This window comes from Streptomyces sp. NPDC107765 (assembly GCF_055657085.1).
On sequence record NZ_JBVKBL010000001.1, the window covers coordinates 440,111 to 461,787 of the forward strand.

16 protein-coding genes are annotated in these 21,677 nt (G+C 70.2%); 6 read left to right on the plus strand and 10 right to left on the minus strand.

The window, feature by feature from the left end; translation table 11 throughout:
- Position 1: 1 nt before the first annotated feature.
- From ACZ7MX_RS02165 to ACZ7MX_RS02175, 3 genes are all read right to left on the minus strand, one after another.
- Complete coding sequence (locus ACZ7MX_RS02165; RefSeq protein WP_472128447.1) at positions 2-100, minus strand: KGG domain-containing protein; 99 nt, start codon at positions 98-100, stop codon at positions 2-4.
- Between the two features lie 166 nt (positions 101-266).
- Complete coding sequence (locus ACZ7MX_RS02170; RefSeq protein ID WP_472128449.1) at positions 267-1,412, minus strand: carboxylate-amine ligase; 1,146 nt, start codon at positions 1,410-1,412, stop codon at positions 267-269.
- Between the two features lie 221 nt (positions 1,413-1,633).
- Entirely contained in the window at positions 1,634-2,194 is a 561-nt protein-coding gene (locus ACZ7MX_RS02175) for a hypothetical protein (RefSeq protein ID WP_472128451.1), read from the minus strand.
- Positions 2,195-2,397: 203 nt separating this feature from the next.
- Here ACZ7MX_RS02175 and ACZ7MX_RS02180 point away from each other — a divergent pair, with 203 nt between their 5' ends.
- The 5 genes from ACZ7MX_RS02180 to ACZ7MX_RS02200 all read left to right on the plus strand — a co-directional run bounded on the left by ACZ7MX_RS02180 (position 2,398) and on the right by ACZ7MX_RS02200 (position 7,786).
- A complete protein-coding gene (locus ACZ7MX_RS02180; protein ID WP_472128453.1) occupies positions 2,398-2,874 on the plus strand; it encodes a DUF4334 domain-containing protein in 477 nt (158 codons plus the stop codon).
- Positions 2,875-2,987: 113 nt separating this feature from the next.
- Complete coding sequence (locus tag ACZ7MX_RS02185; RefSeq protein WP_472128454.1) at positions 2,988-4,076, plus strand: NAD(P)-dependent alcohol dehydrogenase; 1,089 nt, start codon at positions 2,988-2,990, stop codon at positions 4,074-4,076.
- Positions 4,077-4,404: 328 nt separating this feature from the next.
- Positions 4,405-4,968: an aminoglycoside adenylyltransferase domain-containing protein gene (locus ACZ7MX_RS02190; RefSeq protein ID WP_472128456.1), complete on the plus strand. Its 564-nt coding sequence runs from the start codon at positions 4,405-4,407 to the stop codon at positions 4,966-4,968.
- A 135-nt stretch (positions 4,969-5,103) separates the two neighbouring features.
- On the plus strand, positions 5,104-5,541 hold the full coding sequence (locus tag ACZ7MX_RS02195; protein ID WP_472128458.1) for a GNAT family N-acetyltransferase: 438 nt from the start codon (positions 5,104-5,106) through the stop codon (positions 5,539-5,541).
- An 832-nt stretch (positions 5,542-6,373) separates the two neighbouring features.
- Positions 6,374-7,786, plus strand: a complete 1,413-nt coding sequence (locus ACZ7MX_RS02200; protein ID WP_472128460.1) for a transcriptional regulator — start codon at positions 6,374-6,376, stop codon at positions 7,784-7,786.
- Positions 7,787-7,932: 146 nt separating this feature from the next.
- On the opposite strand, the gene ACZ7MX_RS02205 is transcribed toward ACZ7MX_RS02200, so the two are convergent.
- The 4 genes from ACZ7MX_RS02205 to ACZ7MX_RS02220 form a co-directional block, all read right to left on the minus strand.
- Complete coding sequence (locus ACZ7MX_RS02205) at positions 7,933-8,460, minus strand: ATP-binding protein (RefSeq protein WP_472128461.1); 528 nt, start codon at positions 8,458-8,460, stop codon at positions 7,933-7,935.
- 323 nt (positions 8,461-8,783) lie between these two features.
- Entirely contained in the window at positions 8,784-15,125 is a 6,342-nt protein-coding gene (locus ACZ7MX_RS02210; RefSeq protein WP_472128463.1) for an SDR family NAD(P)-dependent oxidoreductase, read from the minus strand.
- A 30-nt stretch (positions 15,126-15,155) separates the two neighbouring features.
- A complete protein-coding gene (locus tag ACZ7MX_RS02215) occupies positions 15,156-16,487 on the minus strand; it encodes a beta-ketoacyl synthase N-terminal-like domain-containing protein (RefSeq protein ID WP_472128465.1) in 1,332 nt (443 codons plus the stop codon).
- Between the two features lie 77 nt (positions 16,488-16,564).
- Positions 16,565-16,870 carry a DUF5988 family protein gene (locus tag ACZ7MX_RS02220; protein WP_472128467.1) on the minus strand — a complete coding sequence of 102 codons (306 nt, stop codon included), beginning with the start codon at positions 16,868-16,870 and terminating at the stop codon, positions 16,565-16,567.
- 760 nt (positions 16,871-17,630) lie between these two features.
- On the opposite strand from ACZ7MX_RS02220, the gene ACZ7MX_RS02225 reads away from it, so the two are divergent.
- Positions 17,631-18,593, plus strand: a complete 963-nt coding sequence (locus tag ACZ7MX_RS02225) for a tyrosine-type recombinase/integrase (protein ID WP_472128469.1) — start codon at positions 17,631-17,633, stop codon at positions 18,591-18,593.
- A 108-nt stretch (positions 18,594-18,701) separates the two neighbouring features.
- On the opposite strand, the gene ACZ7MX_RS02230 is transcribed toward ACZ7MX_RS02225, so the two are convergent.
- The 3 genes from ACZ7MX_RS02230 to ACZ7MX_RS02240 form a co-directional block, all read right to left on the minus strand.
- On the minus strand, positions 18,702-19,331 hold the full coding sequence (locus tag ACZ7MX_RS02230; protein ID WP_472128471.1) for an IPT/TIG domain-containing protein: 630 nt from the start codon (positions 19,329-19,331) through the stop codon (positions 18,702-18,704).
- A gap of 415 nt (positions 19,332-19,746) precedes the next feature.
- Entirely contained in the window at positions 19,747-20,154 is a 408-nt protein-coding gene (locus ACZ7MX_RS02235; RefSeq protein WP_472128473.1) for a hypothetical protein, read from the minus strand.
- 290 nt (positions 20,155-20,444) lie between these two features.
- On the minus strand, positions 20,445-21,668 hold the full coding sequence (locus ACZ7MX_RS02240) for a glycosyltransferase (RefSeq protein WP_472128475.1): 1,224 nt from the start codon (positions 21,666-21,668) through the stop codon (positions 20,445-20,447).
- Positions 21,669-21,677 lie beyond the last annotated feature (9 nt).

Consider the following 21,677-nt stretch of genomic DNA (forward strand, 5'->3'; position numbering starts at 1 on the left):
GCTATCGCTGCCCACCGCTCTCGCGGCCGCCCTTCTGGCCGGCTTCGGCAGCACGCTCGCGGTCGTTGGCGAAGTTGCCCGAGTTGTTGGTCGCAGCCATGGCCGATTCCTCCTTCTCGTGGTGCTTTGTTCCTTGCACACGCGCGGGTGCCCGAGTCGATGGGGCCCATGCGGCAACATGCAGATCCTTTGGAGCAGCGTCAGCGGTCTCACCGCGGTCAGCACGCGGGATACCTGCGGCCCCCTGTTCCGGCTGGTTCCGTCGCTCACGCCGGGACGCCTGCCGTGGCCAGTACGAGCCGGTCCACCACCCCCGCGGGCCCGGCTCCACTCCTGCCCCAGGACCGCTGCCGGCTCGCCCCGTCGCCGCGGGCCGCCAGCCGCGGGAAGAGCGCTGTGACCTCCTCCAGGCCCCCGTACTGCTCCAGCACCGGGCGCACATGCCGCACCAACTGTTCAGCAACTTCCGTCACCGGACGAACCTGCCCGGTCAGGGCGTCGAAGCCGGCGCCGTTCCAGCCATCCCGAGCAGCACGCCAACAAGCGGCTCGCAGCACCTCACCGTCCCAACGAGGGCCGGGGTCACCGCGCCGTACCCTTTCCACTGCGGTGACGACCAGCGCACGGAGCAGCACGGCGACCGCGATGGTGTCGTCGACGTCCTGCAGCACGTCCATGGACCGGATCTCCACCGTGGGCAGCCGGGGATTGGGGCGCACGTCCCAGAACGGCATGCCTGGTTCCAGCATTGCCTCCGTCTCGGCGATCAACACGGCGAGCCGCTCATGCTCCTCCAACGAGCCCGCAAACGGCGGCGGCCCCAGGCATGGGAAGCGGCCTCGGATGACCGAGCGCCAGCTGGCGTAGCCGGTATCACGCCCTTCGAAAAACGGGGAGTTGGCACTCAACGCAAGGAAGAAAGGCAGCCAGGGCCGCAGATGATTACCGGTCAGCACGGCCAGTTCCCGGTCAGGGAGGTGGACATGGACATGGAGCGCGCTGATAACGAAGTCGTCCAGCATGCCGCGGTACTGCTCCCGCCCGGCCCGGTAACGCGGGTGGTCGCCCACTCGCGGCGGGCCACCATGCCTGAGCACCGGGGTGCCCGAGGCGCACAGGCACGAACCTTCGGCACGCGCCGCGGTGACCAGCGCCTGGCGCACCCGTTCAAGTTCCCCGCGCAGCTCACCCGCGGTCCGGCACGGCGGGGTACGCCCCTCCACCTGGCACTCCGCAAACTCATTCGCGACGAGATCACCGACTACGCGAGCCGCACGAGAAGCGACCCCAGGGCCGGCGGGGACGGCAGCGCGCGTATGAGGGTCAACGAGGAAAAACTCCTCCTCCACGCCGATCGTGGGCAGGTCACCGGTGTTCGCGGCAGGGGGCGTGGCATGGGACTCATCGGTCACTTCCCCAGCATCCCGCGAACTCTCCGTCCTGTCGTCCGGCACACGCGATGCCTGTCAGCCGAGCGGCGCATACGACCCACCGGACGGCTGACTGGCTGGCTGGCTGGCTGGCTGGCTGGCTGGCTGGCTGGCTGGCTGGCTGGCTGGCTGGCTGGCTGAAGCGAACAGCCTTGGGTTGCGGACCCAGGTCTCCCACTACAGCGCCCAGGTGGATCGCGGGCTCACGGGATGGCGGCGCGGAATTTCTTGGTGAGGTCGGCACCCCGTATGACGCCACCTTCCTTGTACTTGAGTCCCCAGGCGTCGATCAGCGATCCGTCGCCGAACATGCAGGCGGCGACGGCCCTGTCCGGATGCGTTTCGCCGGGTGCCGCCCAGCCACCGCCGTCGGTCGGCTTCGGGCCGTACATCGCCGTGCCGTTGAGGGTCTGACAGTAGGCGAGGGACGGATTGCCCGGCTTGCCTCCGGGGTCCTTCGGCGCATGCACGTAGGCGAGGGCCGCCAGGGTGGGTTTGTCGGCGGCCAGTGAGTCGGCCGCGATCATGATCCGGGAGCCGTCCTGGGCGGTGAACGTACACATCACCCGCTCACCGCCCAGCTGGACCATCTGCGTGCCGGTCTTGGTGTAATAGGGAACCTCCTTCTGCGCGGTGCCACCCTGCTTCTCGCACCAGGACACGGCAGTGGGGGCCTTGGCCCGGGGCTCCGCGGCGTGGGCGCCTGCGGCGGCGCAGGTGAGCAGGATGAGAGTGCCAACGGCTACCGCTCGGGAGTGTTGCATGCTGCCTCCTGGGACAGAGGTGGGGGAAGGCGAGCCCACATCGTTGAGCGGCACCGATCCGACCGTCAACGGATGTACACAACTTCCTGCGGAACAGCGGAAGTTGGCGTGATCCGTGCCGCCACGCCCACATGACGAAGCCGTCGCGCCCGTCGCGTAGCGGGTGAGGTTACTGTCATGGCGTATCTCAGAGAGGAGTCCGGATGGACATCGAGCAGGCCCGCGCACGTATCGCCGTCATTCGAGCGGCCGGCGAACGCGTGACCGCCGACGAGTTGGACCAACTGTGGGCGGCGCTGGAGACCGTGCGGCCGGAGGAGATCCTCGGCTCGTGGAAGGGGTCCGCTTTTCTCACCGGACATCACGTGGAGGACATGCTGGAGCAGGCCAAGTGGCACGGCAAGCGCTTCCACTCCGCTTCCGAGGTGCAACCGCTGATCTGTCGTGACGACAAGGGGGAGTTGTTCTCCCACACCGAGCTGGGCGGCGGCGAGGCCAGCCTGTGGATGGTCGAGTTCCGTGGGGAGTCGACGGCCACCATGGTCTACGACGGCCGGCCGATCCTTGATCATTTCAAGCGGATCGATGACGACACCCTGATGGGCGTGATGAACGGGCGCGGTGTCCTGGACTCTCAGGGTCGCCACTTCTACTTCGTCCTGGAGCGGGAGCTCAGCTGACTCCCCCACCTGTACCACCACGGACCTGCGACTGATCGCGCCCGGCGCGCCGACCAGTCCTTCACTTCCGTCGCCCCGTGCGACGACGACCGATAGTTCAGGGGAACCAGCCCATGCGCATTCAGGCAGCTCTGGTGGAGTCCGTCGGCGGTCCCTTCACCCTGCGCGACGTCGACATCGACGAGCCGCGGCCGGACGAGATTCTGGTACGGATCACGGCGGCGGGGATCTGCCACACCGATCTCAGCACCCGGCAGGTCTGGCCACGCCTTCCCATGGTGTTCGGCCACGAGGGCGCCGGCCTCGTCGAAGCCGTCGGTTCGGCCGTGACGACCGTCGCCCCCGGAGACAGCGTGTGTCTGAGCTACCGCAGCTGTAGCACCTGCGACAACTGCGCCTCCGGTCGGTCCGCGTACTGCCAGGCAGGCATCCACGCCCTCAACGCCAGCGGTACCAGGACCGACAACAGCACACCCCTGTCCCGGAACGGTTCGCCGGTCTTCGGCAGCTTCTTCGGCCAGAGCAGTTTTGCCACCCACGCACTTGCCTATGAGAGCAACTGCGTCAAGATTCCCGCCGACCTCGACCCGGTTCTCGCCGCCCCGCTCGGATGCGGAGTGCAGACCGGTGCCGGTACGGTCCTCAACGTCCTGCAGCCGACCGCCGGTTCGTCGCTGGTGGTCTTCGGCGCCGGAAGTGTGGGCCTGAGCGCGGTCATGGCGGCGGTCGCTCAGGGCGCCTTGGTGGTCGCCGTTGATCCGGTCGCTTCCCGGCGCGCGGTGGCACAGGACCTCGGCGCCGTCGCAGCACTCGACCCGGCCGACGTGGACGATGTGGCGGCAGCGGTCCACGACGCCACGCAGGGTGGGCCGCACCACGCCCTCGACACCACCGGCCAGTCCGCCGTGATCTCCCAGGCCATCGCATCCTTGCGCCCGCGGGGGACGCTGGCGCTGGTGGGTATCGGCAAGACGGCCGAGTTCGACATCATGACCGTGATGACCAAGGGCATCCAGCTGCGGGGCGTCATCGAGGGGGATGCGGTTCCCCAGAAGTTCATCCCTCACCTCATCGCCCTCCACGCGCAAGGACGGCTCCCCGTAGAGAAGCTGATCACCCGGTACCCCTTCAGCGAGATGGAGACGGCCGCGCGCGCCGCGGCGTCCGGTGAGGTCATCAAGCCCGTCCTCACGTTCGATTGACCAGTTCCAAGAGTCGGTAAGTCCCGGCGCATGAACGCGCGTTCGCCTAACGTGGCCGCTATGCGCTCACTGGTCTCGTCACTTCCCGAAGAGGTCCACCGTGCGGTCGACACCTACCTGGAGTTGATCGACCGGGCCGCGCCCGGTCTCGTCGAGGGACTGTATCTGCATGGTTCCCTCGCCTTGGGCGACTTCCGTCCCGGGCGCAGCGACATCGACTTTTTGGCGGTGGTGAGCGAGCGTCGCACAGAAGAGTCCCTGAAAATGCTCAGCGAGACTTTCGCCGAGCTGAGCAGTCGTCATCCGACGCCCTTTTTTGACGGACTCCATGTCACCCGCGCGGATCTGGCTACCCCGCCGGGTGATTGCACCGGACGTACCGTGTGTCGGCGAGTGGCACTTCCAGCCGGCAGGCCGTCATGGCCTCAACCCGGTCACCTGGCACGAGCTCGCCGAGCACGCCGTCGTGCTGCGTGGTGCGCGATTGACGGCAGCCGACGTCTGGACCGGCCGCGCGGCGCTCCGTGCCTATTCGCACACCAACCTGGGCGAGTACTGGCGTCCGCCGCTCGACAGGCTTCGCGCCGGGGAAAGGTTGGTTGCTGACTCGCCGATCGAGCGTGCGGAGTGGGTGACCGAGTGGTTCGTGCTGGGTGTCGCCCGCCTGCATCATCTGCTGGCCACCGATCGGCTCACGTCCAAGGGCGGTGCTGGACAGTACGCTCTGACCGCGTTCAGCGAGCGCTGGCATCCGATCGTCAACGAAGCCCTCCGAATCCGCACCGGCTCTGCAACCACCTCCGCTTACGCCACTGCCCCGACCGCACGCGTGCGCGAGACCATCGCCTTCGCCGAGATGGCCATCGAGGCAGGCTTGGGCCTCAATCCCTAGCGGTCGTCAGATGCCGCCCAGAATAATCGCGCTGCGCTCGGAGACCCGCCGTGGCAGCAGGGTGAGGGGCGTCCTTCCTGATGGGTCCGACAGCTGTGTTGTCGTAGGGCCCTTGTGCCCTTCTAGGCTCAGCGTATGAAGATCACTGTGCGACCAGCAGTCGAAGCGGACCGGTCAGCGGTGCTGACTCTGTACAGCGAACTGAATCCGGACGACGCGCCGTTGCCCCAGGCATCTGCAGAGGCGATCTGGGCCGCCATATCGGGGCAGCAGGGGCGGACCGTCCTGGTGGCCGAAGCTGACGGCAGCGTGGCGGGAACGGCGGATTGCCTCGTCATGCCGAACCTCAGCCGCGGTGGTCGGGCGATCCTGTTCGTGGAGAACGTCGTGGTAGCCAGCTCGTTCCAACGACTCGGCGTCGGCCGCCGACTGATGGAGGCGGCGATGCAGCTGGGTGAAGCGGCAGGCTGCTACAAGGTGCAGCTCCTGGCAGCGGACGAGGAGTACGTCCACACCTTCTACGAGGCGTGCGGATTCAAGGCCCGCGCCCAAGGCTTCCGCCGCTACATCTGACATGAGGTCGTAGTTGTCAGTCGGGCAGCCGGACTCCAGGAAGCCGATCACCGAGTGCTTGCTCTGCGTCCTCCCATTCCTGTCTCGGCGACGGCGATCGATTACGGCGATCGATTCCTACCGAGCAGGGCGCGAGGGCGCCGCTGCGATTCCAGATCTTCTTCGCGGCAAGGGCTCCGCGCTTGCGCGGCGGTTACCGACGGCGGTGAGTGCTGCTCTGTTGGCCTCGTGGAACCCGGTGCACGCGCTGGGCGAGCGACCTGGTGTGCCTGTTCGGGGAGCGTAGGTCTGGACGAGGGGGCTTCGTCGGCCCGGCTGGGGCGAGGGGTCGTACGGCTGTGTGGGGCGTGGGTGACGGCGCGGGCGTGTTGGCAGGCGTGCGGGTGGAGCTCGGCGCTCCTGGGCCCCGCGCGGGGGCTGGTGTCGGTGGGCGGATGTGGCTGCCGCAGTGGGGGGCGTGGGCCGGTAGTTGGGGCGTGCGGCGGTGCTGAGCCTGGCGTGAAGTGGGCCGGCCTCGTGCCGTGGGGGCTCGGCCGGGCGGGGTGCGCTCGCGGGGTGGGGAGGGGGAGGGATCGTGGAGGTGGGTGTGGGCGGTTGTGTGGTGGTGCGGGGCCGGCGCGGGGCGTTCGCCGGGTGCGAGGGAGCGGACGAACGTCACCCGGCGGCTCCCGGCGCTCTGGTCTGCGCCCGCACTACTGTGCGCGATGCTGTGGTGGTGACTTGACTGGAGTCATGACGGATCATTCCCGGTTGTTGGGTAATGACCTTTGCAGTCCCATAACACTGGATATGCCAACGTAAAACGTTGTCAGCATGTGCTTGGAGGCACGTCATGGCCGCCCGACCTGCGTTCGCGCGTCAGAGCAATCAGCGGCTGCGGTCGCTCATCCAGGAGGCGGCGGTGTCCAACTCCGCTCTCGCCCGGCAGGTGAACGTGCTGGGGCGCGAGCAGGGGCTCGATCTCCGGTACGACAAGACGTCCGTGAGCCGGTGGCTGCGAGGCCAGCAGCCGCGGGGCCGGGTCCCTGCCATTATCGCCGAAGCGCTGAGCAGCAGGCTCGGGCGGACGGTCTCGACCGACCAGATCGGAATGGCCAACGGCAACAGCGTGACCTGTGGGGTCGGGTTGCACTTCGCCGCCGATGTGAAGGATGCGCTGGGCCAGGTCCGCGAGCTGTGGCAGATGGATGCGGAGTCGAGTGAGGCGTTGTCCGGTACGACCATGGGCACCGCGGCGTTGGTCGAACCGACGCGGGACTGGCTGATCAGTGCCGTCGACCCGGAAGTGGCGCAGAGCCGCCGGCTGGGGCCGCGCGCGGGGTTGGAGGAGGTCGAGATGGTGCGGATGACGACCCGGGCGCTGGAGGAGCTCGACCACAGGGTGGGGGGCGGCTATGTGCGGCCGGTGGTGGTGTCGTGTCTGAACAGCGTGCTGTCGGGGTTGTTCGCCGGGAGCTACAGCGAGACCACCGGACGCCAGTTGTTCGCCGCTGCCGCCCGGTTGACCGAGCTCGCCGGGTACACCGCGATGGACACCGGCCGGCCCGGTCTGGCGCAGCGGTACTACATCCAGGCGCTGCGGCTCGCGCAGGCGGCGGACGAGAGGTGCTACGGCGGTTATGTGCTGGCAGCCGGGCTGAGCCGGCTCGCGGTGGACGCGGGCTGTGCCCGGGAAGCGGTGCAGCTCGCACGGGCCGCCCAGGAAGGGACGCGGGGGCAGGCGCCACCGGCCGCGCAGGCGCTGTTCTACGTGGCCGAGGCCCGCGGATACGCGCTGCTCGGCGATTCGCGGACCTGCGGGATGCTCAGGGACAAGGCCCTGGAGGCGATGGCACACGCGGATCCGGTTGACGCGCCTGAATGGCTGGCGCATTTCGACCGGGCCTACCTGGCCGACGAGTTGGCGCACTGCCACCGCGATCTGCAGCAGCCCCGGCAGGCCGCCCGCCGGGCCGCCGAGGCGCTCGCCCGGCACCCGCGGACGCGGGTGCGCCGGCGGGCGATCGATCTGCTGCTGCTGGCGTCGGCGCAGGTGCAGGCCGGTGAGGTGGAGGAGGCGTGCCGGGTGGCCGAAGAGGCCGTGGGTCTGCTGCGGCAGCTGCGGTCGGCGCTGGGCAGGAAGTATCTGGAGCAGTTTCTGGCGGGGCTCCGTCCCTACCGAGATACCAAACCTGCCAGTGAGTTCGCCGTGCTGGTGCAGGAGTGCGAGGCACATCTGCCCACGCAGCGTGCGTCCAGCGATTGACGGGCCCGGGAACCGGCGCCGGCAGCCAGGCAGATCGTCCCGCTCCGGAGGGGAGAGAGGGAATCGAACCTGTCTGGCCGTCGACCGACGCGGCCGGTGCGCGGAACACGGGGAGCGGGCAGCGGGAGGTGCCGGTCATGTGCGGCTCACGGCTGCGGGAGGCAGGCGACGGGCGCGCAGGTGGACAGCGGCACCGTTGCCCAGACCGTGCAGCCGTCGTCGGTCTCCGTCCGGCGGCCCCACTGCAGGCAGGACTTGGCGACGAGTTCCAGGCCGCGGCCGTTTTCCTGGCCGTGGTCCGGGTAGCGTCTGCGCACCACCCACGGGAGCCCACCGCCGTCGTGGACCTCGATGTGTACCTGCTGCGCGGATCTGCGTAGTCGGCACGTGACGCGGAGGGCGCCGGAGTGCTGGATGGCGTTGGTGACGAGTTCGGACAGGGTGAGCAGGATGAGGTAGCGGGTGTCGTCGGCCTGGATCTGCTGCCCGTCGAGCCAGGCACGGGCCAGGGCGCGGCAGACCGGCACCGAGCGTTCCAGTGGTGGCAGGCTGAATGCGGTCTGCTTGCCGCAACGCCAGTGATCGGGCGACATGACCGTGGCCTTCGCTTCGGGCCAGTTCTCGACCTGGTGGGCCGTCAGTTCAATGTCGGCCTCTTTCATGATGGGTAACACGACTACCCCTTTCTCAGGTTCCTCTCGGACCCCCGTACCCATTGGGGAACCCTCAGGCGGAATAACGCCCGGGATTCCTCAGCTGCTTTTCCACATTCATTGAAACAGTACGGAGGGCGTTCCGGAAGGCGCATCGTGAGGCGCAAAAAGGGGTGCGGAGACATGGGGAAGCGAAATACTATCACCGCAAGAAAACGTTGTGCGGGAGTGGCGGGAATAGAGAGTAATTGGTGCCGTAACTGAATAATCGTCGCCGGACAGCACCGCGTTCGGCGGATACCGTCGAGGTATCCGCCGAACGGGAGAGAGCGTTCCATGCCGCGTTATGTGGCGGTCAGTTCCAGCCCCAGAAGGTCCGCGACGCCCACCGCGAGATCGGCCAATGTGGGGTGCTGCCACACGAAGTTCCGGGACACCGAGACGGCGAAGGTCCGCTCGATGCGCACCCGCATCTCCATGGCCAGGAGGGAGTCGAATCCCAGGGATTTCAGCGGGATCTGCGGGTCGACGGTGCCGTCACCCAGGCGCAACACCGCCCGGACGTGGTCCGCCAGCCGCTCCTCCAGTGCTGCTCTGCGCGCCAGGCCGGTGGGCAGAGCGCTGAGCCAGGCGCGCAACTCCCCGGGCTCCTCAGGGGCTTCGGTCCCGTTGGCTTCGGTCCCCTTGGCGGGCCGCTCGGTCGAGACCGCGCTGAAGAAGGGGAGGTGCCGGCCCGTGGATGGGAGCCAGGTGTCCGACGGCCCGGGGAGCACACCGGTCTGCACACGCCGTCGGGACAGCAGGGCCTCCAGCGCGGCCATGCCCTGATCGGTGGGGATGGTGTGGTAGCCGCGCCGGCCGAAGTCGGTGGCGACGCCCGTCTCGCCCCAGGGGCCCCAGTTCACCGCCAGGGTGGGCAAGCCGCGGGCGGAGCGCCAGGCCGCGAAGCCGTCGAGCCAGGAGTTCGCCGCGGCGTAGGCGCCCTGGCCGGCGTTGCCGAGCAGGGAGGCCATCGAGGAGAACGCCGCGAACCAGTCCAGCGGGCACCCCTCTGTGGCGTGGTGCAGCCGCCAGGCACCCGCGGCCTTCGGCAGCCAGATCCGTTCCAGCTGTTCGTCGGTGACGTTGGGGAGGGCGGCGTCGTCCAGGACCATGGCGCAGTGCACCACCCCGTGCAGCGGGAAGCCCCCGGTCGCCGCGGTCGTCACCAACCGCTCCGCGGTGCCCGGTTCGGCGATGTCGCCGAGGACCACCGACACCTTGGTGGTGTCCTTGCCCAGGTCGGCGATCTGCCGTGCGGCGTCCGGGGAGGGCGCGGAACGCCCGTTGAGGACGAGATGACCGGCGCCGTTCGCGGCGAGCCACCGTGCGGTGGCCAGCCCCAGGCCGCGCAGTCCGCCGGTGACGATGTAGGCACCGCCCTTCCGGACCGGCAGCCCCATCTCGGGCAGTGCGGCGCGGGCCCGGCCGGCGTGCGGCACGGCCAGCACGACCTTGCCGATGTGGTCGGCGGCGGCCATGGTCCGGAAGGCCGTGGTCGCTTCGGACAGCGGGTATTCGGTGCAGTGCAGCGGTGTGAGCCGGCCGGCTTCGAACTCGTCGAGGACCTCCTGCCATACGCGGGCGAAGGCGTTGGGACGGTGGCGGCGCAACTCGATCAGGTCGACGGTCCGGAAGGTGACGTTGTGGCGCAGGGGCAGCATCCCCAGCGGGGCGTCGGACAGGATGTCGCGCACCCCGAGCTCCACGAACCGGCCGAACGGACGGAGGGTCTCCAGTCCGGTGCGGATCGCCGCGCCGGAGAGTGAGTTGAGTACGACGTCGACACCGTCGCCGGTCGCCTCGCGGACCTTCTCCCCGAACTCCAGGGAGCGGGAGTCCATGACGTGCCGGATGCCCATGCCGTGGAGGTAGCGGCGTTTTTCCTCGCTGCCGGCCGTGGCCAGCACATCGGCCCCCAGCGAGCGGGCCACCGCGATCGCCGCGAGCCCGGTGCCGCCGGTGGCCGAGTGGATCAGCACCCGCTCCCCGGCCGCGAGGCGCGCGACGTGCCGCAGGGCGTACCAGGCCGTCACGAAGGCGACCGGCAGCCCCGCCGCGGTGACCTGCCCGAGACCGGCGGGGATCGGCGCCACCCCCTCGGCCGGGACGGTCAGGAACGAGCCGAACGCGCCGCCCCGCAGGTCGATGGCGACCACCTCGTCCCCGACCTGCACATGGTCCACGCCGGCGCCCACCGCGCTGACGACACCGGAGCACTCGAACCCGATGCGGTAGCGGACGTCCTCGTCGCCGGGGAGCAGGCCCAACGCCGTCAGCACGTCCCGGAAGTTCAGGCCCGCCGCGGTGACCCGTACCTCGACCTCACCGCGCTGCGGTGGGCGCCGCCGGACCACGGCGTACTCCAGGCTCGACAGATCGCCGAGCCTGGCCGCACGCAGCCGGAACCCGTCCACGCCGTACTGCACGGCGCACGGGGTCAGCGGACGTTCCTGCTCGGCCGGGGCACGCCGCAGCCGGGCCACCCACCGGTCGCCGGAGCGCAGCGCGACCTCGTCGTCGCCGGCGTCGGCCAGCAACTCCTCGGCCACGTCGGCGGGGTCGGCGTTCCGGGAGTCGGCGTCCACCAGCGTCGGGTGCAGTTCCGGGTGCTCCAGGGCACCGACCCGCACCAGTCCCCGCAGGCTGCTCTGCCCGATGTCCACGGTGTCGTCCGGCAGCACGTCCCGGGCGCCCTGGGTGATGACGTACAGCCGCGGTGACGACGCGCTCGCGGTGATGGCCTGCAGGACGGCGAGCAGTCTTCGGGTGCGGCGCAACGATTCCTCGGTCGGTTCGGCACCGCTCTGCCGGCCGCACACCAGCACCACGCCGCGCGGCGGCTGGAGTCCGGCGGCCAGGCGTTCGCTGAGGGAGTTGCGGAGGGTGTCGAGGGGCGTGTCGTCCAGCGGCCGGTCCCAGACGCCGGTGCGGGCGCAGCGGGTGCGCAGCGCGGCGGCCAGTACCCGGGCCGATCCGTCCGCCTCCCCGACGAGGAACCAGCTGCCCGGTGCCTGGCCGGCGTCGGTGAGCGACCTCGGGGAGGACTGCCAGTCGATCTCCAGCAGCCAGTCATCGGCCGCCGGCGCGCTGCGTGCGGCCCGCCGTGTGAAGCGCAGGCCGTTGACGGCGAGCACGACCGCGCCGTCGCCGTCCAGCAGCCGGACGTCGGCGACCACGCTGTCCGGCGCGTTCTCGCTGATGTGCGCGTGGCAGTACTCGGCCCGTGCGGCATCGCCCAGGACGCGTACCGCCTGCACGGCGACGGGCAGCACGGGGGCGCTGTCGTCCTCGTGCATCAGCGGTGCCACCGCGAGCTGGGCGCAGAGGTCGAGCAGCACGGGATGGACCGCGAGGCCGGGTGCGGGGTCCTTCGCCCGGGCCGGGAGGGTGACCTTGGCGAGATAGCTGCTGTGATGGCGTTCGGTGCGCAGTTCGGTGATGCCGGTGAAGGCCGGGCCGTGCTCCAGGCCGCGCCGGCGCAGGTTCCGGTACAGGTCGCCCGGGTCCAGCCGGACCGGATGGCGCACCGTGAGGGCCTCGATGGGCCGGGGCCGGGTGTCCGGTCGTACGGTCAGCCGGTGCAGCACCGCGTCGGCCTGCCGCTCCCAGTCGCCGTCGTCGCCCCGCGCGAGGATCTCGCAGTGTGCCCGGTCGGACGCTGCCATGGTCACGACGGTGCTGAGGTCGGTGTGCGGGGCGAGTCGCAGCAGTTGCTCGAAGTGCACGTCGGTGATGTCGACTTCGTGCGGGGCGGTCCCGAAGGCCTCGGCGGCCGCCGTGAGCGCGATGCTGCAGTGGGCGGCGCCGGGCATGACCGGGTCGCCGTGGACCCGGTGGTCGGCGAGCCAGGGCAGTGCGTCGGTGCCGGCGTCGGCGCGCCAGCAATGGCGTACGGGCTCGCCCGGCACCTCGGAGTGCCGGCCGGGCAGGAGGGAGTCGCCCGGGCCGGTGGGCGCGGTGCGGCGGGCGGCCTCGGCCCAGTGGTGGCGCCGGTCGAAGGTGAGGGTGGGGGCGTCGACGAGGTTGCCGCCGTCGTACAGGCGCCGCCAGTTCACCGGGACTCCGGCGCAGTGCAGTGCGGCGAGCTGGGTGCGCAGCGTGGTCGGTTCGTCCTCCTCGCGGCGGAGCGTGGGCAGCACGGCCGAGGAGGTGACCAGCCCGGAAAGGCTCCGCTCGACGGAGTGGGTGACGACGGGATGGGGCGAGAGCTCGACGTAGACCTGGTGCCGGTCGGCCGCGGCGGCGGCCACCGCCTCGGCGAACCGCACGGGTCGGCGCAGGTTGTCGCACCAGTAGTCGGCGTCGAAGGACGGGGTGGCGCCCGCCTCCACCACGGTCGAGTAGAACCGCACCGCGGGCGGCCGCGGCGTCAGCCCGGCCAGCGCCGAGCGCAGTGCGGGGAGGACCGGGTCGACCAGCGGGCAGTGGGAGGCGACGTCCACGGCGATCGGGAAGACCGGGATCCCCCGGGCCTCCCAGGCGGCGGCCAGTCGGCTCACCTCCGTGGTGCGTCCGGCCACCACGGTCGTGTCCGGTGAGGACAGCACGGCGACGGACACGGTCTCGGCCGCGCCGTCCGCGAGTTCCTCGCGGACCGCATCGGCGCTCAGTCCCACGCTCATCATGCTGCCGGTGCCCGCGATGTCACTGAGCAGGCCGGAGCGGCGGCAGATCACCCGGACCCCTTCGGCGAGCGTCAGTGCCCCGGCCACCACAGCCGCCGCGACCTCGCCCATGGAGTGGCCGATGACCGCGGCGGGTTCGACCCCGTACGAGCGCCAGGTCGCGGCGAGGGCGATCTGGAGCGCGAACAGCACCGGCTGCACCTCGCCACAGCCCTTGACGGGCTTGCCCTTCCGGATGACGTCGACCACGGAGACCTTGCTCTGGGCCCGGATGAGTTCGCCGACCTCGCTCAACGCCTCACGGAAGGCCGGTTCGCTCTTCAGCAGGCCGCGTCCCATTCCGGACCATTGGGAGCCCTGGCCGGAGAACACCCAGACCGGTTGCCGCTCCACCGCCGCGCCCACCGCCCCGGTCACCACCGCGGGGTGGCGCTGCCCGTCGGCGAACGCCCGGAGCGCGCCGAGGAGTTCGCGGCGCCCGGACGCCACGACCCCCAGCCGGCCATGGCCGGTGCAGCGCCGCAGGGCCAGGGTGTGCGCGAGGTCCCGCAGCGGTACGTTCGCGCCCTCACCGGACACCCACTCGGCGAGCCTGCCGGCCGCGGCCGGCAGCACGTCCGGGGAGCCGGCCGGTACGAGGAAGACGTCGGGCGCCGTGGGCGCCGGCTCTTCGTGGCGTCGGGGCGCCGAAGTGTTCGGGGCCTGCTCCAGCAGTACGTGGGCGTTGGTTCCGGAGAAGCCGAAGGAGGACACCGCCGCCAGCCGGGCCGGCGTCGGGAGGGGCCAGGCGGTCAGCTCGGTGGGCACGAAGAAGCGGGTGTCGGCCGCGGAGATGGCCGGGTTCCACTGCCGGAAGTGCAGGTTCGCCGGGATGGCGCCGCGCTGCAGGCACAGCACGGCCTTGATCAGCCCGGTGACCCCGGCGGCCGGTTCCAGATGTCCGACGTTGGTCTTCACCGAGGTCAGGGCGCAGCGGCCGGGGCCGTCCCCGTAGACGTCGGCCAGTCCGGCGAACTCGATGGGGTCACCCACCGGGGTGCCCGTGCCGTGGGTCTCGACCATCCCGACGTCCTGGGGGTCGATCCCGGCGCGTGCGAGGGCTTCCCGGTAGAGGGCGCGCTGGGCGGCGGCCGACGGTGCGGCCAGTCCGTCGGACGAACCGTCCTGGTTCGTCGCGGACCCGCGGATCACGGCCAGTACGCGATCGCCGTCCCGAACGGCGTCGCTGAGGCGTTTGAGCACCACCACGCCGCAGCCCTCGCCGCGGACGAAGCCGTCGGCTCCGGCGTCGAAGGTGCGGCAGCGCCCGCTGGCGGAGAGCATGCCCATCCGTGCGAAGGAGCGGGTGATGCGGGGCTGGAAGGTCAGGGTGACGCCGCCGGCCAGTGCCAGGTCGCACTCGCCGGCGCACAGTGCCTGGCGCGCCATGTGCACGGCCACCAGCGAGGAGGAGCAGGCGGTGTCCAGGGCCACGCTCGATCCGTGCACTCCCAGGAGGTAGGAGACTCGGCCGGCCGCCACGCAGTGGCCGTTGGTCAGGATCGACCCTTCGAGTTCCCGGGGCGTCCCGGTCAGGTGGTCCATGTAGTCGCCGTAGCTGATGCCGGTGAAGACGGCGGTCGGGGTGCCGTGCACCCGCTCCGGCGGAAGGCCGGCGTGTTCCAGCGCCTCCCAGGTGACTTCCAGCAGCAGGCGGTGCTGGGGGTCGAGGACATCGGCCTCCCCGCCTGCGACGCCGAAGAAGGCGGCGTCGAAGCCCGCCACCTCGCGCAGGTAGCCGCCCGGCAGGAAGGCCGGTGCCGCGGGATCTCCGCGGCCGAGCGAGTCACCCTGGACGAGGCGCCGGCGTTCGGGGGGAAAGTCGCCGACCGCGTCCCGGCCTTCGGACAGCAGGCGCCACAGGGCTGCGGGCGAAGGGGTGTCGCCGGGAAGCCGGCATCCCATGCCGATCACGGCGATGCGCTCGGTGCCGGTCGGGGTCTGCGGCGTGGCGGCCGGAGGAAGCGTGTGGTTGCTCATCGGGTCTCCGTACGTAGGCGTGGTCCGCGGTCACACGACCTGGGTGCTGCCGAGGAGGATGGCGTTCTTGACCCCGCCGACCTGGTAGTTGAAGGTCAGCGCGTAGTCGAAGTCGAGCGGGCGGGGCCGGACCCCGGGGACGGGGTCGAAGGTGAGGCCGTCGGCGGGTTCCTCGCAGTTGGCGGTGGGGCAGACCTGCCCTCGCTCGATCATCATGAGCGTCAGGGCGACCCCCGTGCAGCCCGCCGGGGCGCCGTTGTGGCCGAAGCAGCCCTCCTGCGAGGTCATCAGGGGAGGGTTGTCGGCCCCGTACAACTCCTTGATGGCGGCGGCCTCGAAGGCGGTGACGACGATGTTGCCGTCGCTGCCGCCGTGGACGTACGGCACGTTGCCCAGGTCCCAGCGGTCGCCGAGGCAGCGGTGGACGGCGGCGACCAGTTCGCCGCCGGTCTCGTCGCAGGCGAGCGGGTTGGCCAGGCCGTCGCGGGCCATGGCGGTGGAGAGCACCTGGCCGTAGATGTGCGCACCGCGTCTGACTGCGTGGTCCCAGCTCTCGATGATCACGGTGGCCGAGCCCTCGCCGTGGTTGATGCAGCTCGCCCGGCGGTCGTAGGGGCGCATGAGGGAGAGGAAGGACGGCACCTGCTGCGGCATCCCCGGCGTCCGCACCGAGTCGTAGGTCTGCTGGGCGCCGTGCAGCAGCCGCTGGATGTTCTGGATGAGGTGCATGTTGAAGACGTCGACGCCGGTCACGACGGCGATGTCGGCCTCACCCCGGGTGATCATCTGCCGGGCGTTGCCGATCTGTACGGCGGACGATGCGCAGCCGCACGAGACGGTGTAGGTGGGACCGTTGGAGCGGACCAGCGCGGACTGGACCAGGGCCACGTCCGAAGGCGTCACCGCCTGTTGGGCCGCGACGAACAGTTCCATGGCTTCCGGCGCGCTGGTCGTCGCGGGATCGGCGCGGAGCACCGACAGATAACTGTCGATGTTGGCGTCCACTCCCCCGCGTCCGACCAGAATGGCGGCATCGCTGAGTTCTCCGTCCCGGAAATTCAGTCCGGCGTCCTCGCAGGCGTGCGCCAGCGAAAGAAGGCCGTATTGGTGTGCCGGGGTGTAGTGGCGGGAGAAGAACGGCGGAAGGTCCGGGAAGTGTTCGTCAAACATTTCCTGGGTCAGGCCGACGGCACCGTAGTAGACCTCGTCGTACGTCAGGCACGACCGGCCGTTTGCGGCCACGTCCCACGCCTCTTCGGCCGTGAAGACCGGTTTCGTCGGGCCGGGCAGACAGAACCCGACCCCGGTCACCACGGCCCGGCGGCCGGTGTCGTGGTCTTCGGGGTACACGGCTTGTTTCATGGCAGGACTCCGTCCCTCACGAGGATCGTCATGTGCCGTCCTCTGTGACTTGGTTTCTTCGCCGGGGCGCGCGATGCCTACTCGGCAATGGACGTGCGGTAATGCCAGCGGTACACGGGCACTTGCTCGCCGTCCAGCTCCGCGTATTCGCCGTAGAATTCGAAACGCTCGTAGCCGCTGCCGCGCACGAGCCGGACCGGATCCCGGGCTTCTTCACGCGAGTTCTGGGGGAGGGCCGTTCCCCCGGCCTCGTCGACGAGAATCACGATGCTTTTTCGTGGCATGGTCCACTCCGGGGTTTTTCGCAGGTTTTCTGGTTCGCAGCCGGATTTACGGCCGATGGCGATGCAGAGATGCGGTGGGGGAACCTGCGTGGAGGTCACCGCGCGGGCGGCGGCTCCCGGAGGGGCGACGAAGGCCGGGCCTGTCGATACCGGCGGGGCTGCGCCGGTGAGGGGGGTTCGACAGCGGCGAAGGCGGTGGCCGCTGCGCTCGTGGTGGACTTGGGGACGGTCACCACGCGGAAGTCGATCGCATGGCGCCCCTCGCTCGGCGGTGGGGGGCCGATCAGCCGGCGCCGGAAAAACCGACGCCGGCTGACGGATCCAAGACCCTCCGCCGGGGACGCCCATACGGCAACGGTCTGACCCGTAACCAGGCACTGGGCCGGGTGCACGAGTAGGCCGGATGCCGCTCCCCGGAGAGGGTGGGCGGCCCACCGGTTGGATGCGAATAGTTATCCATGCGCCCAGGGTGCGCTACAACAGTCAACCGATAAGGCCACCCATTCGGAGCAGCGCGTAGAACTGCAAATTCGCACCGACCAACTTGCGCACCGGCATTGCGGGGTGCTTTTAATTCACTCATGACCGATGTAGCGCCGCCATGCCTCCTCCAGCGCTGCGGCGAAAAGATGACGTGCGCCACCGCCAACTCGCCGCTGCGGATTCGCGCGCAGGGAGCTCGGCCACGACGAAATCGGTTGCCTCAGGACGTTACCAAGGCGGTACCGCCGACCTGTGACGCGGCATAGCACATCTTTCTGAAGTACCCACGGCCGGGCGTCGCCTTCACCACGTACGAATAATTCCCGCCATCCCAGCACGGCCCGACAACACCCCATCAGACAAGGGTAATTGGAGAATGACGATTGTTTTCCCGCCGCGGCCTTCCCGCACGGTCGACAGCCGCACGATGTCACTCGCCGAGTACGGGAGATATCGGTGGGCGGCCGCGATGCACGGGCTGGAGCCCCTCACCATGTGTCCGTACGAGGCCGGATGGCGGCTGCGTGTCCTCCCGAGCCTGGGGCACATCCCGGTACGGAGGATGACCCGACGGGACGTCAAGCGGGCGCTGCACTGCTGGATCGCGGACGAATACGGGCTGTCGACGGTGAAGAACAGCCTGGCGGTGCTGGTGCGGGTCCTCGAACAGGCCGTGCACGATGAGGTCCTCGACGCCAATCCCGCGCGCATCGCCGGCTGGCAGCGGGAATACCAGCGTGCCCAGCGCGAACGCACCACGCCGCGGTCGCTGGCGCTGCCCGACCCGGCGGCGCTCGACCTCCTGGCGGCCAGGCTCGTCCAGCAGTCCTCGGACGGCTACCAGGGCTGGGGCGACATCGTGCGCTTCACCGCCTGGACGGGCACCCGCTTCAGTGAGGTGTCCGCCCTGCGCGCCCAGGACATCGACCCGGCGACCTGGACCTGGAACGTGAGCCGGCACACCGTCTTCGTGCCGGACGGCCTGACCGAATGCGCGTGCCGCAACCGGAGCCGGCGAGCGGTGCCGCTGCGTCCCGCGGCACGGATGCTGCTGGCCCGACGGTTGCAGGCAGCCCGCCAAGCACCGCAAACCCGACTGTTCACCGCACCGTCCGGTGGCCGCTTTTCCACCCCGCTGCTGAGGGAGGCAACGAATTGGGACGACGTCGTCGTGGAGCTGGGGCACGAGTTCCTGCTGCGCAACGATCTACGGCCCACCGGACTGACGTGGATGGCGGACGCCGGGATGTCGGTGTCCGAGTTGCACGACGTCGCCGGACGCCCTTCGCCGGACGAGGTCCGGCGCTACCTCCCGCCGAGCGCCGGCCCCGTGCGCTAGGACGCCGCGTGGTGCCCCCACGAAGGCCCGGCCCCCGTCCCGAGGGGGACGGGGGCCGGACGACGAGGACACCACGCCCGGGGCGCTGCCCTGGGGAAATCCCCTACCTCACAGGTAGGTGAACCCGCCGGGGACAGTGGCGCTGCCTCCCGGTGTGGTCACCACGACCGGGACGTTGCCGCCGCCGTCGGGTCCGGCCGGAGTGATGCCGAACAGGAACGTGCCGGAGGGGTCGGCTCCCAGGACGGTCGCGGAGTTGTCCCCGAACGTCACGCTCCCGTTCTGCAGTCCGGAGCCGATGATGGTGAACAGGGTGCCGCCCCCGGTCGGACCGGAGACGGGGATGATCGCGGTCGCCTGCGGCTCGGGCAGCGGGGGCTGCTCGACGTAGACGTACGTCACCGGGTTGGTGGTGCCCACCGCGTTCGTGGCGGTGACCTGCACGGCACCGGCGTCGTGCGGCGGGGGCTGCACCGTGACGGTCAGCCCGAAGGGGTCCTGCCCGACGATGGTCGCCTCGTCGTCCCCGAACAGCACGCTGGTCGTTCCGGCCAGGCCCAGTCCGAACAGCGTCACCGTGTTACCACCGTCGACGGGTCCCGAGTTGGGCAGCAGCGCGATCAGAACCGGGCCGAGGCCCGGAAAATTGAGGTGCGGGGGCTGAAGCTGAGGGGGCTGGAGAGACGGGAGCAGCGCCTGGGCCGCCTGCGGATTCGGCTGGTTCGTGCATGTGCACATGGAGGTCCTCCTGCTGTCTGCGGATTGTCGCCCGGCTCGGCTCGCGACGATGCGGTTCACGAGCTCGTAGTCCGGGCACTGGCAGCAGCCGGCCGTACCGGAGGAGAACACCGGCGGCGCGCAGAGGGCCTGTTCACACTCGCGAGGTGCGAGGGCCGTCACGCTGTCGGGTTTTCCGTCCCAGCCCTGCACGCAGGGGGCTGGTGGGCGGACCGACCACTGAAGCCCGAGGGGGATGGACGGCCCACCGACCAGGCATCCCCCAGTAACCCAGAAGGGTTTTCAGCGGGGCAATGTCCTTGACATCGGCCCACTCGTTCGGCGCAGCGCGCAATTCCGCGGAATGACAACCCGGGGGAAAGCGCGGTGGGGGCCCGGGCGTGCGGCCCGGGCCCCCACCTGTGTACGGAAAAGGTCAGCTTGCGTTGGCCAGAGCGCTGGTGATAGCTGCGGCAGTCGATTGCTCCGCATTCAGGGCGGCGGCCGAAGCCCCCAGCACGTTGAACACCGTCGCGGAGAGGTTACTTGTCGTGGCGGTGAGTACGTTGGCCGTCACCACCGAGGGCTGCCCGAGGCAGTCGACCGCCGCCGAGAGCAGCGAGGTAGTGGTGCCCAGGTTGTGGGTGCGGGCGGCGTTGGTGTTGTTGGCCTGGTCCGCCGCAATGGCCGCGTTGTTGGAGTTCTGGGCGGCCTGGAGGTCGGACACGCAGGCCGAGACGGCGGCATGGGCGGGCGCGGCCGAGGCCATGGGGGCAACGCCCAGGGCGAGAGCTATCGCAACGGCGGACGTGCCGGTGGCGGCAGCGATACGGACACGGTTCATGGGGAACTCCCTACAGGTGTCGTCCTCGCCGAGCGGCGAGGATGAGGGTGCCGGAGGAACACCGGGTCCCTTCCAAGGGCCTGTGGGAAAGCGGGCAACGGCCGCCAAGGGCTTGCCTGTTGGGAGCGCGAGCGGGCGGGCGTCAGGACGCCGACTTTCCCGGGGAAGGGATGGGCGGCCCGCCGGTTCGGATGGAGCCAGTAAACCAACGCGGGCCGGCCCAGGTAACGGTTCCGACCACAAGGCACCCGTTTGGCCTAAGCCTCAACGCCGGGGAAAAACGCCATGGTTCAGTCGTTGTGGTCGACGGCTGCCAGCACCCGTCCGGCGCCGTCCTCCGCTGCGATCAGCGCGGACAGGCGCCGCGCACGGTGGCGGTACCAGGGATCGCGTACGGCGCGCCGCACGGCCTCCGCCAGTCTCTCCGCGGAGAGTCGCCGCACCGGCAGCACACCGGGACTGACACCGAGGGCCCGCAAACGGGACGCCCAGAACGGCTGGTCCAGCATCACCGGCACCGGCACCGCCGGTACCCCCGCCCGCAGGCCGGCCGCCGTGGTGCCTGCTCCCGCGTGGTGTATCACCGCGGACACCTGCGGAAACAGCTGTGCGTGCGGAACGGCACCGATCGTCAGCACATCGTCCCCGTGGAGCGACAGACCGGCCCGGCCCGCCTGCACCACACCGCGTACCCCGGCCAGTCGCAAGGCACGTGCCACCAGACGCCCGAGGTCCTCCGAGTCTCCGAGGTTCATGCTGCCGAAGCCCACGTAGACCGGCGGCGGTCCGGCCCGCAGGAAATCGGCCAGTCCGGGATCCGGTGTCCACTCAGGGTCCTCGGCCGGCCACCAGTACCCGACCACGTCCATGCCCGGCCGCCAGTCGGAAGGTCGCGGTACGACCCTGGGGCTGAAACCGTGGTACACGGGAGAGGCGGCCCGCCTCCGCTCGACGGCGTGCGCCGTCACGTGCAGCCGTCGCCGCAGATGGCGCGCCGCCGGTGCGTAGAGGCGGACCAGCAACGACTGGGCGCATTGGCCTGCCGCCCGGTTGCCCAGCGGCCCCAACGACGGGAGGCCCGAAACGACCGGGGGGAACTCCCGGGTGGGGGCCAGCGGTTGCAGGAAGACTCCCATACTGGGCAGCCCCACTCCTGCCGCTGCCACCAGTGCCAAGGGTGCCAGGCCGCTGGAGAACAGCAGGAGCTCCGCACCGGCCGCGCAGGCATCCGCCAGCGCATCAGCCATCATCGGCCCCAACTCCCGTACTATGCGGAGCTGTTCGCCCGCGGAGAGGCCGGCCTTGGGCGGTGTGCGCCGCGTGCCGGGGCCGGTCGTCGCACCCCGGTCGAGCGGCAATGGAAGAAAGCCGAGTCCACAGCTGCGGACCAGCGCGGCGGAGCGTTCGTGCGTCGCCAGCACCACCTCGTGCCCGGCTGCCGTCAGACGCGTCCCCAGGCCGGTGTACGGGGCCACGTCCCCGTGCGAACCTGCGGAAGCAATGAGTACACGCATGGCCAACTC